The organism is Actinomadura viridis, assembly GCF_015751755.1.
GTDB classification, from domain to species: Bacteria; Actinomycetota; Actinomycetes; order Streptosporangiales; family Streptosporangiaceae; genus Spirillospora; species Spirillospora viridis.
Window position 1 is genome coordinate 2617057 of the sequence record NZ_JADOUA010000001.1, and the last position, 16422, is coordinate 2633478.

Consider the following 16422-nt stretch of genomic DNA (forward strand, 5'->3'; position numbering starts at 1 on the left):
ACCATGGCCACTCGCCGGTCCCTGTTCGTGACCGCCGGCCTCGCCGCGTCGGCGGGCCTCGCGGCCATCCCCGTCGCGCCGCTGGCGCTGCGGGACCGGCTGCCCGATCCGCTCGCCACCCACTGGGACGGCGGGGGGACCCCCGACGGCTCCTCCTCGTTCACCGTCTGGCTGCTGGTGTGCGGCGGGATATGGCTGGTCCTGTGCGGCGCCGCCGTCATCACCGGCCTCGGCGGCTGGGGGCGGCGGCGGACCCGCGCCGGCTTCGGCGCTCTGCTGGGGTTCGGCGCCGGCGTCACCGCGGGCATGATCGGCTCCACGCTGCGCGCCAATCTCGACCGCGCGTCCTGGCGGGAGGCCGGTGAGCTCGGCGGCGGCGTGATCGCCCTGGTGGTCCTCGCGGCGGCGGCCGCCGCGCTGGTGGGCTGGCTGATCGGCATGACCGGGTCCGACGCCACGGCCCCGCCGCCCCCCGGGACGCCGCGGCTCAAGGTCGGTGCGGGGCAGCGCGCGGTATGGATCGGTTACGTGCACAACCGGCTCCTGGCCTGGCTGGGCGGCGCGCTGGCTGCCGCCGGCGCCATCGGCGCGCCCCTGGTCCTGCTCCTGCCCGAGCCGCTCACCCCGGGAGGGCCGCTCGGGATCCCCCTGGTGACGCTGGGCCTGACCGGGCTGGTCGTGCTCGCGCTCTCCTCGGCGCGGGTGACGGTGGACACCCGCGGCCTGGCCGTGGCCTTCGGGCCGCTGGGACGCCCCGTACGGCGCATCCCGCGCGGCAGGATCGCCGCGGCCTGGGCGGAGGACCGCTCGCCCGCCGAGGCCGGCGGGTGGGGCTACCGGCTCGGGCCGAAGGGGACCACGGTGATGCTGCGCGGCGGCGAGTGCCTGGTGGTCCAGTACGACGACGGCGGCCGGTTCGCGGTCAGCGTGGACGACGCCGAGCGCGGCGCCGCCCTGCTGAACTCCCTCGGCGAGGGCCCCCGCGCCGGGTGAGGCCGCCCGGGTCAGGCGGCCAGGACGACCAGCGCGGCGGTGGCGGCCAGTTCCACCAGCGCGCCGAGGACGTCGCCGGTGACACCGCCCAGGCGGCGGACGGCGTGCCGCAACGTCAGCACCGCCACGCCCAGCCCCGCGAGCACGGCGGCACCGGCCTGCAACGCGCCGCGGACGGCGTCGCCGGGCCCGCCCGGACCGTCCGCCGCCGCTCCCGCCGCCGCTCCGGCCCCCAGGACGGCCAGGACGACGGCCACGGTCACGGCCGCCGCGGCACCGCCGGGGACCGTGCCCGCCACCAGCGCGCCCAGCCCGCCGGGGCGGGCGGCCGGGACGCCGCGGCGGCAGGCCCAGGGCAGCGCCAGCCGTCCCGTGACGGCGGCGATCACGACGGCGAGCGCCGCGCCGGACGCGGTGGCCAGCGCGGTGACCTGGACGATCAGGGTGAGCAGGAGGGTCACCACCCCGAACGGGCCGATGTCGGAGCGCTTCATGATCGCCAGGGCGTCCGCGGCGGGCCGCCCGCTGCCCAGCCCGTCGGCGAGGTCGGCCAGCCCGTCCAGGTGCAGGGCCCGGGTCAGCACCGCCATCGCCGCCACCGCCAGCGCGGCGCGCGGTGCCGGGGCCAGCCCGAGCAGATCGCCCAGCAGCAGCGTGGCCGCCGCCGCGCCGCCCACCAGCAGGCCGGCCAGGGGCGCCAGGAGCATGGCGCGGCGGGCGGTGTCCCGGCCGGGCCCCGCCGCCGCGCCGGTCCGGGCCGCGGGCAGCGGGACGATCGTCAGCAGCGTGACCGCCAGCCTCGCCCCGGCGGCCCAGGCGCCCGCCCGTGCCCCGGTCACGGCAGGTCCGTCACGCGTCCGGCCACCACGAGCGCGGCCGACTCGGACTCGGCGGCCAGGCGCTGGTTGAGGCCGCCCAGCAGGTCGCGGAACGCCCGTCCCGACCGGGTCGCCGGGACCACCGACAGGCCGACCTCGTCGCTGACGGCCACCACCCGCGCGGGCGTGCCCCGCCACGCCTCGACCAGCTCGTCCAGGCGCGGGCCGACCGCGTCCGGCTCGTCCCAGGCCCCGGCCTCGTCGACGGCGGCGGCCAGCCAGGTGCCGATCCCGTCGACGAGCACCGCGCCGTCAGGTTCGGCGGACGCCAGCGCCCCGGCCAGCGCGGTGGTCTCGACGGTGCGCCACCAGGACGGGCGGCGGCGCCGGTGGGCCTCGACCCGGGCCCGCCATTCGGGGTCGCCGTCGCGCGGCGCGCTCGTCGCGAGGTAGGTGACCCGCGGGCAGGCGAGCAGGCGCAGCTCCGCCTCGGCCGACTTGCCGGACCGCGCACCGCCCAGCAGCAGCGTGCGGTGGGGGCCGTCCACCGGGCGGAGCCAGTGCGCGAGCCGCCGCCGCAGCTCCCGCGGCGACCGGACGCGGTGGTCGACATGAACGGCCACCACCGCCGTGGAGGGGGTCACCGCCCCCGCGTGCCGCAGCCGGCCCAGATGGCCGGGGTCGCCGACCAGATCCAGCAGGACGGCGTCGTACACCGCCCCGGGCGGGGGCAGCGGCCGGTCGCCCGGCCGCGGGGCGACCAGGACGCGCTCGCCGCCGGGGCCCCGGACCTCATGCCCTCCGGGCACCTCCTCGCGGGGGCACCGCGCCAGCGGGACGCCGCCCAGCCGGAACCGGCCCGGCTCGAAGGGCTCGTGCCGTATCCCGGCCGCGCGGAGCAGGCCGCAGGAGGCGCAGCGGCAGCCGGGCGCGGGCCAGCCGTCCCCGCCCGCCGCGACCGGCGGGCCTTGCAGATCGATGCGCGTGGAGCGCGGCACGATGTCCATGTCGCTCAGAGAGTCCATATCGCTCAGAGACAATAGGCAGTCCCGGAACGAGGGACGCGGCCGAGACCGGTCCAGCGGACATCGTCCCGAGGCCGTCGTTCACAGATCGCGAGGAGGCACGGTGGGCAACCCCCCGAACGCGCCGTGGCCACAGACGCCAGGACCCGGACAGCCAGGGGGCCCGATGCCACCCGGCGGGCCCGGCTACGGCCCAGGCGCTCCGGGAGGACCGGCGTTCCCGGGAGGCCCGGTCGGTCCAGGAGGTCCAGGCCCAGGAGGTCCAGGCCCAGGAGGTCCAGGTCCAGGAGGTCCAGGTCCAGGAGGTCCAGGCCCAGGAGGTCCAGGCCCAGGAGGTCCAGGCCCAGGAGGTCCGGGGCCGGGAGGCCCGGGAGGTCCTTGGGGGATGCCGGGGCCGCCGATGCCCCCTCCTCCGCCCGGCCGCAAAGGCGGCGGTGCCGGACTGGTGATCGGGCTGGTGGCGGCCGCCCTGGTGGTCGTGGTCGTCGCGGTCGTCGGGGTGGCCCTGTTCACCCGCGGCGGCGATGACGGCGGAGGCGGAGGCGGCGCCGCGCCGCCCGAGCAGCTGAAGGTCGGCGAGATCTCCGGCGGGGCGCAGGCCCGTCCCGGCACGGACGGCAGCCTGACCATGGTCCGGCCCGGGGTCGAGCGGCCGGTCGTGGAGGTGTACGGCGACTTCGCCTGCCCGCACTGCGGCACGTTCGACAAGATGGTCGACCCGATGCTGAAGGACCTGGCCGTGTCGGGCAAAGCCAAGGTGATCTACCGGCCGATGGTGATCTGGTCCAAGGGCATGGAGCCCATGCACGGCAACGCGCTGAGGGCCGCGTCGGCGCTGCGCTGCCTGAGCGATGGCGCCCGCTGGCTGGCCTACCAGGACGCCCTGTACGCCCACCAGCCCAAGGAGCAGTACACCCAGGGCTACGACGTGAAGGACCTGGTGTCGTACGCCGCGCCGCTGGGAGTGCGCGACGACACGTTCCGCAAGTGCGTCACTGGCCAGCAGCGGGCCGAGGCCGTCCTCGCGGCCAGCCGCGCCTACACCAGCGGCGGCGTCAACGCGACCCCGACGGTCCGGGTGAACGGGGTGGCGCTGGGCAGCGAGTCGCTCGGCAGCGCGGAGACGATCCGGAGCGCCATCGAGGCCAGGAGCTAGGGGGACAGGCGTTAGTCTCACCGCGAAGAGGGAGGTCATGGCGCATGGCGTGGAGCTGGCGTTTGGAGAAGGCCGACGGGCGGCCGGTGGGCGTGGTGGAGGAGACCTTCACCACGCAGGCCGACGCCGAGTCGTGGCTCGGAGAGAACTGGCGCGACCTCCGGGACGAGGGGGCCGACCAGGTGACGCTGCTGGACGGCGAGTCGACGATCTACGGACCGATGAGCCTGCACGACCCGGAGTGAACGTCCGCCTCCGGCCGGCCCCGGGGCCGGCCGGAGGGCCGGTCAGGGGCGCCGGCGCGGGCTGGAGGTCTTGGCCGGGTCGCGGACGACGACCGGGCCGAGAACGTCGTCGATGCGCTTGAGCACGTCGGGGTCCAGCCTGACCCCCGCCGCCTTGACGTTGTCGCGCACCTGCTCGGGACGGGACGCGCCCACGATCGCCGACGACACGTTCGGGTTCTGCAGCACCCAGGCCACCGCCAGCTGGGCCATGCTCAGCCCGAGGTCGGCGGCCACCGGCTTCAGCTCCTGCACGCGGGTCAGCAGATCGTCGTTCAGGTACCGCTTGATCGTGTCGGCGCCGCCCTTGTCGTCGGTGGCGCGCGAGCCCTCCGGCAGCGGCCGTCCCGGCAGGTACTTGCCGCTCAGCACGCCCTGCGCGATCGGCGACCAGACGATCTGCCCGACGCCCTCCCGCTCGCACAGCGGGACGACCTCCTCCTCGATGACCCGCCACAGCATGGAGTACTGCGGCTGGCTGGAGACGATCCGGTCGAAGCCCATCTCATCGGCGATCTTCAGCGCCCGCTCGATCTCCTCGGCCCGCCACTCCGAGACGCCGACGTAGAGCACCTTGCCCTGCCGCACCAGGTCGTCGAACGCCTTGAGGGTCTCCTCCAGCGGCGTCTCGTGGTCGAACCGGTGGGCCTGGTAGAGGTCGACGTAGTCGGTGCGCAGCCGGCGCAGCGACCCGTGGATCGACTCGAAGATGTGCTTGCGGGACAGGCCCCGGTCGTTGGGGCCCGGGCCGGTCGGCCAGTAGACCTTGGTGAAGATCTCCAGCCCTTCGCGGCGCTGCCCCTCCAGCGCGCGCCCGAGGACCTCCTCGGCGCGCGTCCCGGCGTAGACGTCGGCCGTGTCGAAGGTGGTGATCCCCTCGTCCAGGGCCGCCCGCACGCACTCGCGCGCGGCGTCCTCCTCGACCTGGGAGCCATGGGTGAGCCAGTTGCCGTACGAGATTTCGCTGATCTTAAGACCGCTGCGGCCCAGATGTCTGAACTCCATGGCCCCGACCCTAGCCGCGCGCCGGCGGCCCTGACCCGGCACCGCCGAGCCCAGGGCCGGGCGGCGCCCGCAACCCGGCCTAGGCCGCGCCGCCCTTGCCGACCGCGTCCTTCTGGCCGGGCTGGATCTGGGGAGAGGGCACCCGCAGCCGCCGGATCTGCATGGCCCGCATCGCCGCGTACAGCCCGACGCCCTTGGCGTCCTCGTCGGGGTAGCGCTCCGCGGCCAGCCGCTTGATCCCGCGGCTGATCAGCAGGCCCTCGACGAAGACCACGGCCAGCAGCAGCGGCGGCGCGAGCAGGACCAGCAGCTTGGCCGCGGTGACCGGGAGCAGGCTGAGGGCCACGATGACGAACATCGCGTACATCAGGTACGAGCCCACGGTGCGGCGCGCGTCGACGTAGTCGCGGGCGAGCCTGCGCACCGGCCCCTTGTCGCGCTTGAGGAGGTACTTGTCCTCGCCCCGGGACATGCCCTCGCGGGCACGCGCGCGCTCGGCGGCCTGCTTCTCGCGGACGCGCTTGTAGGCCTCCTTGCGGTTGCTCGGCGCCGTGATCGGCTGCCGGCGGCGCTTTTCGGCTTCACTGCGCTTGGGCGTGGGACGACCCTTTCCTCCCGGTTTTACGACCGGAGGAGGATTCTCGGGTGCTTCCTGGGTACGACGTCGGAACACGAGATCAGCCTACCGGCTGCGAACATCGTGGCTGCCTCGCGCGTTAACGCGTAGGGTGATAAGAACCCCAGCAGTGGTCATTGAGCCCAGTTTGTGACTGAGCAGAGCACACGAAGGGACCGGCGCCGCGCGATGAGCGTGATGAAGCGAATGTCGATGATCTTCAAGTCCAAGGCGAACAGGGCCCTGGACCGTATGGAGGATCCCCGGGAGACCCTGGACTATTCCTACCAGCGCCAGCTGGAGATGCTGCAGAAGGTCCGTCGGGGTGTCGCCGACGTCGCCACCTCGCGCAAGCGTCTTGAGCTGCAGATCAACCAGTTGGAGCAGCAGCAGAACAAGCTCACCGACCAGGGCAAGAAGGCCCTGCAGGTGGGCCGGGAGGACCTGGCCAGGGAGGCGCTGACCCGGCGCTCGGGCCTGGACTCGCAGCTGGGCGACCTGCGGGCGCAGTACCAGCAGTTGCAGGGCGAGGAGGAGAAGCTCACGCTGGCCTCGCAGCGGCTGCAGGCCAAGGTCGACTCGTTCCGGACCCGCAAGGAGACCATCAAGGCCACCTACACGGCCGCCGAGGCGCAGACGAAGATCAACGAGGCGTTCACCGGCATCTCCGAGGAGATGGGCGACGTGGGCCTGGCGATCCAGCGCGCCGAGGAGAAGACCGAGAACATGAAGGCGCGCGCCGGCGCGATCGACGAGCTGCTGGCCTCGGGCGCGCTGGAGGACTTCTCCGGGCCCAAGGACGACATCCAGGCCGAGCTCGACCGGATGGGCTCCGGTCCCGGCGTCGACCTGGAGCTGGAGCGCCTCAAGGCCGAGCTGGGCCAGGGGCCCGCGCCCAAGGAGCTCGACCCGGGCTCGCCGGCCGCCAAGCCGCAGGACGTGGACACCCCGCAGCAGGCCCAGTGGCAGCAGAAGCCGGGCGGTGCCCAATGATCGTCCGGATCATGGGGGAGGGGCAGCTGGACATCGCGCCCGGCGATCTGACCGCGCTCAACAAGCTCGACGACGAGCTGGAGGCCGCGATCGACTCCGGTGACGAGACGAGGTTCCGTACCGCCCTGCACGATCTTCTCGACAACGCGCGCAAGGTCGGCCGGGTGCTGCCGGAGGACAGCCTCGAACCGTCCGAGCTGATCCTGCCCCCGGCCGACGCGGCCATGGACGAGGTCCGCAAGATGCTGGGCGACGAGGGCCTCATCCCGGACTGACCCCGGCCGGCACCGGCCGGTACGGGCCGCCTCCGGCGGGCTCGGGATCGGCCGCGCGAGCCCTCGGGCCGGCGCGGCGTCTCACGGGGAACGGGAACGGGGAACAGGAACGGGAACGGGGGATCGAGGGTCCGGGGAGCGGTGAGCCCCGCCCTCGCCGCCCGGGCCAGGCACAAAACCCGCCCTTCGCGCGTTTCTCCTGGTGAAACGTTGTGTCGGGGGACGGGGGTAACGGATGGCCCGAACGCGTTACGCATCCGATCGGGGACTGACGTCACGCATGCTCGTGACGATGTTCCTGCTGGGACTGGTGTACGTCGCCTTCGTGACGGCGTTCTACGTGATAGCGCCCGGCTGGGGGCTGTTCGCGCTGGTGATCGCGGTGCTCTTCCTGTTCGCCCAGTACTTCTTCTCCGACCGGATCACGCTGTTCGCGATGCACGGCCGGGAGGTCTCCCCCGAGGAGATGCCCCAGCTGCACGGGGTGGTCGACCGGATCTGCGCGATGTCGGACGCCCCCAAGCCGAAGGTGGCCGTCGCCGACACCGACGTGCCCAACGCGTTCGCCACCGGGCGTAACCAGCGCAAGTCCGTCGTCTGCGTCACCACCGGGCTGCTGAGGCGGCTCGACCCGGTGGAGCTGGAGGGCGTGCTGGCGCACGAGATGGCGCACATCGCGCACCGTGACGTGGCGGTCATGACGATCGCCTCGTTCCTGGGCGTGTGCGCCGGGCTCATCACGCGGTTCGGCCTGGAGGCCGGGCTGTGGGGCGGCTTCGGCCGCCGCAACGACCAGAACACCGGGCTGGTGCTGCTGGCCGTGGTCGCGGTCAGCGCGATCGCCTACGCGATCAGCTTCCTGCTGACCCGCGCCCTGTCCCGGTACCGGGAGCTGTCGGCCGACCGGGCGGCGGCCCTGCTGACCGGCCGCCCCTCCGCGCTGGCCGGGGCGCTGACCAAGATCTCCGGCGAGATGGCCCGGATCCCCACCAAGGACCTGCGGGCCGCCGAGCCGTTCAACGCCTTCTTCTTCGCACCCGCCCTCACCAAGGGGTTCAGCATCTCCTCGCTGTTCTCCACGCACCCGTCGCTGGAGCGGCGGCTGGCGCAGCTGCAGGACATCAGCGGACAGTTGAGCAGGGGAGTGTGAACGTGGGTTTCCTGGACACGCTGCTGGGCCGGTCCAAGCCGGTCAAGCCCGATCTCGACCGGCTGTTCGCGCTGCCCACGGCCGCCGTGACGCTGGAGGCGGCGACGGCGTTCACCCCCACCGGGCTCGGCTCGGTGTGCTTCCGGGCGGCCGAGGGCGGCGCGTTCGCCCGGCTCCAGCAGGACGTGCGGGAGCTGCTGGACGCCGACGAGGGGCCCGAGGTGGAGCTCAGCACCGACTCCTACGGCTACACCTGGCTGCTGGCCCGGCACCCGCCCGGCGACCTGGCCGCGCTGGTCACCGATCTGCACGCGGTGAACTCGACCCTCGAATCGGGCGGGTTCGGCCCCCACCTGCTGTGCTCGCTCGCCGGCTTCACCGGCCCGGACGGGCGGCGGCTGGCCCTGGTCTACCTCTACAAGCGCGGCACGTTCTACCCGTTCGCCCCCCTGTCCGGTGACAAGCGCGACAACGCCCTCGAACTGCAGGTGCGGGGAGCGGTCGGCGCCGACCTGCCGTTCGAGGAGGACCTCGGCAGGTGGTTCCCGGTCTGGGGCGCCCCCGGCCTCTGACGGCTCCGGCCCCTCGCGCTCGGTGACCGTCCTGTCCGTTTCGCGGTGCCCTCGCCGGGCAGACGGCCTGATGTGGCGGGTTCGGTGACCCGCGTGCGGGCGCCCCCCGCCGGCCACGCGTCCGGCCGTACGCGCGCCGGGCCCGAGACAGGTGCGACGACGAGGGGGAACGTCATGACCGGTGGCCCGTACGGATCGGAAGGCTTCGGCTCCGATCCCTTCGAGGAGTTCTTCGCCCGCTTCTTCGGCCCGGGGGTGCCCCGGCGGCCGGTCCAGCGGATCGACATCGGCCGCCTGATGAACGAGGACGCCCGCGAGGCCCTCCGCGAGGCCGCGCTGAAGGCCGCCGAGTGGGGCAGCCGCGATCTGGACACCGACCACCTGCTGTGGGCCCTGGCCAGGCAGGAGAGCACGCGCCGCCTGCTGGAGCGCGCGGGCGTGGACCCCGCCGCGATCGTCCGGGAGGTGGAGGCGGGGGTGTCGCGGGGCGAGGCGAGGGACGCGCGGGAGACCCCGCCGGTGCTGACCCCCGCGGCCAAGCGCGCGCTCCTGGACGCCCACCAGATCTCCCACGCGCTGGGGACGTCCTACATCGGTCCCGAGCACCTGCTGTTCGCGTTGCCGCTCAATCCCGAGTCGCCCGCGGGCCGCATCCTCGCCAGGGAGCGGCTCACCCCCGAGACGCTGCGGGAGGCCATCGGGGGCGGCGGGGGGCACGCCGGGCCGCCGCCGACCGGGACCCCGACCCTGGACGAGTACGGCCGCGACCTCACCGAGCTGGCCGCCGAGGGGCGGATGGACCCGGTCGTGGGCCGCGACGAGCAGATCGAGCAGACGGTCGAGGTGCTGTCCCGCCGTACCAAGAACAACCCCGTGCTCATCGGCGACCCGGGCGTCGGCAAGACCGCCATCGTCGAGGGCATCGCGCAGCGCGTGGTGGACGGCGAGGTGCCCGAGACCCTGCGCGGCAAGCGCGTCGTCCAGCTCGACCTGGCCGGGGTGGTGGCCGGGACCCGTTACCGGGGCGACTTCGAGGAACGCCTGAAGAAGATCGTCGATGAGATCCGCGAGCACTCCGAGCAGCTGGTGATCTTCATCGACGAGCTGCACACGATGGTGACCGCCGGCGGCGCCGAGGGGGCCATGACGGCCGGGAACATGCTCAAGCCCGCGCTGGCCCGCGGCGAGCTGCACATCATCGGCGCCACCACGGTCGACGAGTACCGCAAGAACGTGGAGAAGGACGCCGCTCTGGAGCGGCGCTTCCAGCCGATCCTGGTGCCGGAGCCGACCGTCGACGACACCATCGAGATCCTGCGCGGCCTGCGGGACCGCTACGAGGCCCACCACCAGGTCCGCTTCACCGACGAGGCGCTGGTCGCCGCCGCCGAGCTGAGCGACCGCTACATCACCGACCGGTTCCTGCCCGACAAGGCGATCGACCTGGTCGACCAGGCGGGCGCCCGGGTGCGGCTGCGGGTGCGCACCCCGGCCGGCGACGTACGGCGGCTGGAGCAGGACCTGGAGGCGCGCCGCCGGGAGAAGGAGCACGCCGTCTCGGCCGAGGACTACGAGCGCGCCTCGGCGCTGCGCGACGAGATCCGCACCCTGGAGGAGCGGATCGGCGCCTCCCGCGACGGGGAGCACAAGGGGGTGCCCGAGGTCACCGACCTCGACATCGCGGAGGTGGTGTCGCGCACCACCGGCGTGCCGGTCTCCCAGCTCACCGAGGAGGAGCGCGAACGGCTGCTGCGCCTGGAGGAGCACCTGCACCAGCGGGTGGTCGGGCAGGAGGAGGCGGTGGCGGCGGTCGCCGAGGCGGTCCGCCGGTCCCGCTCCGGGATGGCGCCCCCCGACCGGCCGATCGGCAGCTTCCTGTTCCTCGGCCCGACCGGGGTCGGCAAGACCGAGCTGGCCCGCGCGCTGGCCGCGGCGCTGTTCGGCTCGCAGGACCGGATGATCCGGTTCGACATGAGCGAGTTCCAGGAGCGCCACACCGTCAGCCGCCTGGTCGGCGCCCCGCCCGGCTACGTCGGGTACGAGGAGGCCGGCCAGCTCACCGACGCGGTCCGGCGCACCCCGTACGCGGTGCTGCTGCTGGACGAGATCGAGAAGGCCCACCAGGACGTGTTCAACGTCCTGCTGCAGCTGCTGGACGACGGCCGGCTGACCGACGCCCAGGGCCGTACCGTCGACTTCAAGAACACCATCGTGATCATGACGAGCAACCTGGGCTCGGAGCTGATCAGCGGGGGCGGCGGCCGGATCGGGTTCGGCGCCGGCGACCAGGGGGCGGCCGACGCCTCGCTGCGCGACCGGATGATGCGGGTGCTGCGCGATCACCTGCGCCCGGAGTTCATCAACCGGATCGACGAGATCATCGTGTTCCGGCAGCTGGGCGCCGAGCAGCTGCGGCAGATCACCGACCTGCTGCTGGAGGAGACCCGCCGCCGCCTGCACGCCCAGGACGTCACCGTCGACTTCGACGCCGGGGCGGTGGACTGGCTGGCCGAGCGGGGGTTCCAGCCCGAGTTCGGCGCCCGCCCCCTCGGCCGGACGATCCAGCGCGAGGTCGACAACCGGCTGTCGCGGATGCTCCTGGAAGGCACCCTGCGTTCCGGCCAGCACGTGACGGTCTCGGCCGACGGCGGCGAGCTGGAGTTCGCCACGGACACACGCTGAACTGCGGCGAGTCGCACCCTCGGGCACGGCCTGAGGCGGCGACCCGCCGCAAGTCGACGAGCCGTCCCGGCTAGGGGAGGGCGAGCATCTGGTCGAGGGCGGCCCGGGCGTGGCGCGCGGTCTCCGCGTCCACCTCGATGCGGTTCACGACCTCGCCCGCGGCCAGCGTCTCCAGCGAACGGACCAGGTGCGGCAGGTCGATCCGGTTCATCGTCGAGCAGAAGCACACGGCCTTGTCGAGGAACATCACGTTCTTGTCCGGGTGCGCGTTGGCCAGGCGGCGCACCAGGTTGAGCTCGGTGCCCACCGCCCAGGACGAGCCGGGCGGGGCCGCGTCGAGGGTCTTGATGATGTACTCGGTCGACCCGACCCGGTCGGCGCCGAGCACCACCTCGTGCCGGCATTCGGGGTGGACCAGCACGTTGACCCCGGGGACCCGGGCACGGACCTCGTCCACGGACTCCTTGCTGAACCGGCCGTGCACGGAGCAGTGGCCGCGCCACAGGATCATCCTGGCCTCGCGCAGCTCCTTCCGGGACAGCCCGCCGTCCGGCCGGTGCGGGTTGTAGACGACGCAGTCGTCCAGGGAGAGGCCCATCTCCAGCACGGCGGTGTTGCGGCCCAGGTGCTGGTCGGGCAGGAACAGCACCTTCTTGCCCTTGCCGTACGCCCAGTCGAGCGCGCGCTTGGCGTTGGAGGAGGTGCAGACCGTGCCGCCGTGGCGGCCGACGAACGCCTTGATGTCCGCCGAGGAGTTCATGTAGGTGACCGGGACCACATCATCCGCGATGCCCGCGTCCTCCAGCGCCTCCCAGCACTCCTCGACCTGGTCGAAGGTCGCCATGTCGGCCATCGAGCATCCGGCCGCCAGGTCGGGCAGGATCACCTTCTGGTGGGCGGCGGTGAGGATGTCGGCCGACTCGGCCATGAAGTGCACGCCGCAGAACACGATGTAGGGGGCCTGCGGCCGCGCCGCCGCCTCCCTGGCGAGCTTGAACGAGTCGCCGGTCACGTCGGCGAACTGGATGACCTCGTCGCGCTGGTAGTGGTGGCCCAGGATGAAGACCTGGTCGCCGAGGGCCGCCTTGGCGGCTCTGGCGCGTTCCACCAGATCCGGGTCGGAGGCGGGTGGCAGGTCTCCGGGGCAGTCCACGCCGCGCTCGCTGGCCGGATCGGACCCCTCGCCCAGGAACAGCAGTGGAAGGTCACGCACAGGGGTGGTCACGGGAGTCTCCCTCCTGCGACGGGACTTATCGTCGCTTTGACGACTAATCATGGCACACCCGGCGGTGAGCGGTCGCGGGCAGGGGGGCCGGTCCGCGCGGTGTGTAACACTGGCGAGAGGAGGAATGACCACGGCGCGAGGGATGTTGTGCTTCCCGAGAGGCGCATGGCGTCCTCGACGGTGTGCCTCCAGGCGCGCCGGACATGCGACACGTAAAGCGGCGAGACCCGGGAGCTGAAGACATGGCAGGCGAGACGACCACGCAGGAGACCACGCAGCAGGGCGTCAACCTCACCGACGCCGCCGCCGAGAAGGCCAAGGGCCTGCTCGAGCAGGAGGGCCGGGACGATCTGGCGCTGCGTGTCGCCGTGCAGCCGGGCGGATGCTCGGGCCTGATCTACCAGCTGTTCTTCGACGAGCGGGAGATGGACGGCGACCAGGTGCAGGACTTCGGCGGCCTGAGCGTCCGGGTGGACCGGATGAGCGCGCCGTACCTGACCGGCGCCACCATCGACTTCGTGGACTCCATCGAGAAGCAGGGGTTCACGATCGACAACCCGAACGCGTCGGGCTCCTGCGCCTGCGGCGACTCCTTCAACTGACCGTCCGATCGACCTCGGTCGCCCGGGTGCACGGGCGGCCGGTGAAGCGGCCTGGACCCTCGCGTCCGGGCCGCTTTTCCGTGCCATCGCTTTTTCCTGTCATCTTCGTGTGCCCGGGATGGCCGGTGCCCGGATCCCGTGGTGCGATGGCAAGTAGTCTTTCCGGGTTGTACGAGCAGCCGGCACACAGCCGGGAACCACCGACGAGGAGAGCGACGCCGTGCGCATCGCCGTGACAGGCTCCATCGCGACCGACCATCTGATGTCCTTCCCCGGCAGATTCGCCGACCAGCTCCTCCCCGACCAGCTGGAACAGGTCTCGCTGTCGTTCCTGGTGGACGAGCTGGACATCCGGCGCGGCGGGATCGCCGCCAACATCTGCTTCGGGATGGGCAGCCTGGGCAAGGAGTCGGTCCTGGTGGGCGCGGTCGGCGACGATTTCGCCGACTACCGCTCCTGGCTGGAGCGCCACGGCGTGGACACCGCCTCCGTCCACGTCTCCGAGCTCCGGCACACCGCGCGGTTCCTGTGCACCACCGACCAGGACCAGAACCAGATCGCCAGCTTCTACGCCGGCGCCATGAGCGAGGCCCGCTCGATCGAGCTGCGGCCGGTGGCCGACCGGATCGGCGGCCTCGACCTCGTCGTGATCAGCCCGAACGACCCCGAGGCCATGATCCGGCACACCGAGGAGTGCCGGACCCGCGGCATCCCGTTCGCCGCCGACCCCTCCCAGCAGCTGGCCCGGATGGACGGCGCGGACGTCCGCAAGCTCATCGACGGTGCCGCGTACCTGTTCACCAACGAGTACGAGAAGGCCCTCTGCGAGGAGAAGACCGGCTGGTCGGGGGAGGAGATCCTGGACCGGGTCGGCATCCGCGTCACCACCCTCGGCGCCAAGGGCGTGGCCATCGACCGCAAGGGCGAGAAGGGCCTGCACGTCCCGGGCACCCCGGTCCCCAAGGTCGTCGACCCCACCGGCGTCGGTGACGCGTTCCGCGCCGGCTTCCTGACGGCGATCGCCTGGGGCCTGCCCCTGGAGCGCGCCGCCCAGGTCGGCAACAACATCGCCGCCCACGTCCTGGAGGCGGCGGGCCCGCAGGAGTACCGGCTGGCCCGGCAGGACTTCCTGGACCGTCTGGCCGAGGTCTACGGCGCGGAGGCCGCCGCCGAGGTCGCCCCGCACATCTCCTGCCCCAACCCCTGACCGAACGGCACGCAGGCCCCGCGGCGACCGTCCGCGGGGCCTCGGCCGCGGAAGACCCGGCCGCGGGAAGACCCGGCGGCGTTCAGTACATGCGGCGTTCAGTACATGCGGCGGATGTGGAACGCCCAGCCCCTGGGCGGCGCGTCCGCGGGGGCCTGCGCGTGGAGGAGCGTCTCCTCCCGGACGAACTCCTGCGACTTCATCCGGCACCAGGCGGGCACGTCGGTGCGGGCGGCCACGTCGTCGGCGAGCACCGCGACGACCTCGCCGACCGGAATCTCCCGGATCCGCTCGGCCAGCAGGATGATCGGGATGGGGCACTTGCGCCCCAGCGCGTCGATGACCAGGGCAGGGACGGGCCACGCGGGCTCGGGGGCGGCCTGCGCGGGCGACTGCGCGGGGGCCTCGCCCGCCGCGCCGCGCCGCGTCCCGCTCCTCGTCCGGCCTCGGAACCTCATGGGCGCGCCCGCCTCCCTCTCGTCGTGGTCGTGCCGCAGGTCATGGCGTGCTCACCCCCGCGGACCGCCGCAGGCGGGCCACGGCGTCCGGGAGGACGGTGAGGAAGCGGTCGACATCCGCGGGATCCGCGCCACGCGGCAGCGATACCCGTACGTTGCCATGCGTAATCACCCCCATCGCCTCAAGGACGTGACTGGGACGAAGCGTATCGGCCGTGCACGAACTTCCCGACGAAACGGCGAAACCCAGCCGGTCCAGTTCGGTCAGCAGCGCCTCGCCCGCCACGTACAGGCAGGAGAAGGTGACCAGGTGCGGCAGGCGCCGGACCGGGTCGCCGACCACCTCGACGTCGGGGACCAGCCGGGGCACCCGTTCACGGATCCGGTCGATCAGCGCGGACAGCCGGGGCGCCTCGGCGGCCGTCTCCGCACTGCGGGCGGCCAGCGCGGCGGCCGCGGCGACCGCGCCCGGCACGTTCTCGAAGCCCGGGACGCGGCGCCCCTCCCGCTCGTCCTCCGGGAGCGGCGAGCGCCAGCGGGTGTTCTTGCGGATCACCAGCAGGCCCACGCCGGGCGGGCCGCCCCACTTGTGCGCGCTGGCGGCCAGCGAGGACCAGCCCGGCGGGATCTCCGCCCGGCCCGCGGACTGGGCGGCGTCGACGAACAGCGGCACCCCGGCGGCCCGGCACGTCCCGGCGACCTCCTCGACCGGCTGGAGGGTGCCGACCTCGTGGTTGGCCGACTGCAGGCAGGCCAGCGCGGTGTCGGGACGCAGCGCCGCGGCGAACGCCTCCGGGTCGACCCGCCCCTGCCGGTCGACCCCGACGGTCGTCACCTCGCCGCCGTCGCGCTCGTGGGCCTCGGCGGCGTGCAGGACGCTGGAGTGCTCGACGGCGCTCACCACCAGGTGACGGCCGGCGCGCCGCCGCCCCCGGAGCCCGCCCAGGACGGCCAGGTGCACCGCCTGGGTGCCGGAGGTGGTGAAGAAGACCTCGTCGGGGCGGACCCCGAGTGCTCCGGCGGCCTGCGCGCGCGCCCCGTCCAGCATCACGCGGGCACCGCGCGCCGCCCCGTATAGTCGGGCGGGATCCGCCCAGCCCGCGTCCAGGGCGCCCAGCAGCGCCTCGCGGGCGGCCGGATGCAGCGGCTCGGTGGAGGCGGCGTCGAAGTAGGCGGCGTCGAAGCCGGCGCCGGAGGCGTTGCGGTGGGCCACGTCAGCACCCTAACCGGGCACCCGATCGGGGGTATGCGGGACCCTCACGCTAATGTGTCCTCCACACACGTGTAACAACTGATCTCACCGCCCGGCAGGCCGGGCTTTCAATCCGTGGGGAAGGCATTCCGTGAGTCCGACCCGCTCT

The 16422-nt window shown here is 73.3% G+C and carries 17 protein-coding genes; 10 read left to right on the forward strand and 7 right to left on the reverse strand.

From position 1 onward, the window contains the following. Positions 1 to 3: 3 nt before the first annotated feature. Positions 4 to 993 (forward strand): DUF1648 domain-containing protein, encoded by a 990-nt coding sequence (locus tag IW256_RS11690; protein ID WP_197010972.1) that lies wholly within the window; start codon positions 4 to 6, stop codon positions 991 to 993. An 11-nt stretch (positions 994 to 1004) separates the two neighbouring features. Here IW256_RS11690 and IW256_RS11695 read toward each other — a convergent pair whose 3' ends face one another. Both IW256_RS11695 and IW256_RS11700 read right to left on the reverse strand, forming a co-directional pair. Then, a complete protein-coding gene (locus IW256_RS11695) occupies positions 1005 to 1832 on the reverse strand; it encodes an adenosylcobinamide-GDP ribazoletransferase (RefSeq protein WP_197010973.1) in 828 nt (275 codons plus the stop codon). Continuing rightward, on the reverse strand, positions 1829 to 2836 hold the full coding sequence (locus IW256_RS11700) for a bifunctional adenosylcobinamide kinase/adenosylcobinamide-phosphate guanylyltransferase (protein WP_231403750.1): 1008 nt from the start codon (positions 2834 to 2836) through the stop codon (positions 1829 to 1831). Before IW256_RS11700 ends, IW256_RS11695 begins: the two co-directional genes overlap by 4 nt. A 400-nt stretch (positions 2837 to 3236) precedes the next feature. Here IW256_RS11700 and IW256_RS42165 point away from each other — a divergent pair, with 400 nt between their 5' ends. Together IW256_RS42165 and IW256_RS11710 are read left to right on the forward strand one after the other, a co-directional pair. Continuing rightward, entirely contained in the window at positions 3237 to 3992 is a 756-nt protein-coding gene (locus IW256_RS42165; protein WP_197010974.1) for a DsbA family protein, read from the forward strand. A 44-nt stretch (positions 3993 to 4036) separates the two neighbouring features. Further along, a complete protein-coding gene (locus IW256_RS11710) occupies positions 4037 to 4237 on the forward strand; it encodes a hypothetical protein (protein ID WP_197010975.1) in 201 nt (66 codons plus the stop codon). 42 nt (positions 4238 to 4279) lie between these two features. Here IW256_RS11710 and IW256_RS11715 read toward each other — a convergent pair whose 3' ends face one another. Together IW256_RS11715 and IW256_RS11720 are read right to left on the reverse strand one after the other, a co-directional pair. Further along, positions 4280 to 5281, reverse strand: a complete 1002-nt coding sequence (locus tag IW256_RS11715) for an aldo/keto reductase family protein (protein WP_197010976.1) — start codon at positions 5279 to 5281, stop codon at positions 4280 to 4282. A gap of 79 nt (positions 5282 to 5360) precedes the next feature. Further along, positions 5361 to 5954, reverse strand: coding sequence for a DUF3043 domain-containing protein (locus tag IW256_RS11720; RefSeq protein WP_197010977.1), 594 nt, complete (start codon positions 5952 to 5954; stop codon positions 5361 to 5363). A gap of 132 nt (positions 5955 to 6086) precedes the next feature. On the opposite strand from IW256_RS11720, the gene IW256_RS11725 reads away from it, so the two are divergent. From IW256_RS11725 to IW256_RS11745, 5 genes are all read left to right on the forward strand, one after another. Beyond that, positions 6087 to 6890 (forward strand): PspA/IM30 family protein, encoded by an 804-nt coding sequence (locus IW256_RS11725; RefSeq protein WP_197010978.1) that lies wholly within the window; start codon positions 6087 to 6089, stop codon positions 6888 to 6890. Beyond that, complete coding sequence (pspAA, locus tag IW256_RS11730) at positions 6887 to 7165, forward strand: PspA-associated protein PspAA (RefSeq protein ID WP_197010979.1); 279 nt, start codon at positions 6887 to 6889, stop codon at positions 7163 to 7165. The genes IW256_RS11725 and pspAA overlap by 4 nt, the downstream gene beginning before the upstream one ends. Before the next feature lie 235 nt (positions 7166 to 7400). Then, complete coding sequence (gene htpX, locus IW256_RS11735; RefSeq protein WP_197010980.1) at positions 7401 to 8315, forward strand: zinc metalloprotease HtpX; 915 nt, start codon at positions 7401 to 7403, stop codon at positions 8313 to 8315. Positions 8316 to 8317: 2 nt separating this feature from the next. Further along, a complete protein-coding gene (gene pspAB / locus IW256_RS11740) occupies positions 8318 to 8887 on the forward strand; it encodes a PspA-associated protein PspAB (protein ID WP_197010981.1) in 570 nt (189 codons plus the stop codon). A 174-nt stretch (positions 8888 to 9061) separates the two neighbouring features. Beyond that, positions 9062 to 11569 carry an ATP-dependent Clp protease ATP-binding subunit gene (locus IW256_RS11745; protein ID WP_197010982.1) on the forward strand — a complete coding sequence of 836 codons (2508 nt, stop codon included), beginning with the start codon at positions 9062 to 9064 and terminating at the stop codon, positions 11567 to 11569. Between the two features lie 70 nt (positions 11570 to 11639). Here the strand turns inward: IW256_RS11745 and nadA are convergent, their stop codons facing one another. Next, complete coding sequence (nadA, locus tag IW256_RS11750) at positions 11640 to 12794, reverse strand: quinolinate synthase NadA (protein WP_307828853.1); 1155 nt, start codon at positions 12792 to 12794, stop codon at positions 11640 to 11642. Positions 12795 to 13036: 242 nt separating this feature from the next. Between nadA and IW256_RS11755 the strand changes: the two genes are divergently transcribed. Both IW256_RS11755 and IW256_RS11760 read left to right on the forward strand, forming a co-directional pair. Beyond that, positions 13037 to 13396, forward strand: coding sequence for a HesB/IscA family protein (locus IW256_RS11755; RefSeq protein WP_197010984.1), 360 nt, complete (start codon positions 13037 to 13039; stop codon positions 13394 to 13396). 220 nt (positions 13397 to 13616) lie between these two features. Continuing rightward, complete coding sequence (locus IW256_RS11760) at positions 13617 to 14603, forward strand: carbohydrate kinase family protein (RefSeq protein WP_197010985.1); 987 nt, start codon at positions 13617 to 13619, stop codon at positions 14601 to 14603. 98 nt (positions 14604 to 14701) lie between these two features. Here the strand turns inward: IW256_RS11760 and IW256_RS11765 are convergent, their stop codons facing one another. Beyond that, positions 14702 to 14950, reverse strand: coding sequence for a sulfurtransferase TusA family protein (locus tag IW256_RS11765; RefSeq protein ID WP_231404633.1), 249 nt, complete (start codon positions 14948 to 14950; stop codon positions 14702 to 14704). Positions 14951 to 15101: 151 nt separating this feature from the next. Continuing rightward, positions 15102 to 16274, reverse strand: a complete 1173-nt coding sequence (locus IW256_RS11770) for a cysteine desulfurase family protein (RefSeq protein ID WP_197010987.1) — start codon at positions 16272 to 16274, stop codon at positions 15102 to 15104. Positions 16275 to 16422: the final 148 nt, after the last annotated feature.

Bases quoted from the DNA above. Each gene is read 5' to 3' on its own strand.
- IW256_RS11690 (WP_197010972.1), top strand. From the start codon at position 4: ATGGCCACTCGCCGGTCCCTGTTCGTGACCGCCGGCCTCGCCGCGTCG.
- IW256_RS11700 (WP_231403750.1), bottom strand. From the start codon at position 2,836: ATGGACTCTCTGAGCGACATGGACATCGTGCCGCGCTCCACGCGCATC.
- IW256_RS42165 (WP_197010974.1), top strand. From the start codon at position 3,237: ATGCCCCCTCCTCCGCCCGGCCGCAAAGGCGGCGGTGCCGGACTGGTG.
- IW256_RS11710 (WP_197010975.1), top strand. From the start codon at position 4,037: ATGGCGTGGAGCTGGCGTTTGGAGAAGGCCGACGGGCGGCCGGTGGGC.
- IW256_RS11715 (WP_197010976.1), bottom strand. From the start codon at position 5,281: ATGGAGTTCAGACATCTGGGCCGCAGCGGTCTTAAGATCAGCGAAATC.
- IW256_RS11725 (WP_197010978.1), top strand. From the start codon at position 6,087: ATGAGCGTGATGAAGCGAATGTCGATGATCTTCAAGTCCAAGGCGAAC.
- pspAA (WP_197010979.1), top strand. From the start codon at position 6,887: ATGATCGTCCGGATCATGGGGGAGGGGCAGCTGGACATCGCGCCCGGC.
- htpX (WP_197010980.1), top strand. From the start codon at position 7,401: ATGGCCCGAACGCGTTACGCATCCGATCGGGGACTGACGTCACGCATG.
- IW256_RS11745 (WP_197010982.1), top strand. From the start codon at position 9,062: ATGACCGGTGGCCCGTACGGATCGGAAGGCTTCGGCTCCGATCCCTTC.
- IW256_RS11755 (WP_197010984.1), top strand. From the start codon at position 13,037: ATGGCAGGCGAGACGACCACGCAGGAGACCACGCAGCAGGGCGTCAAC.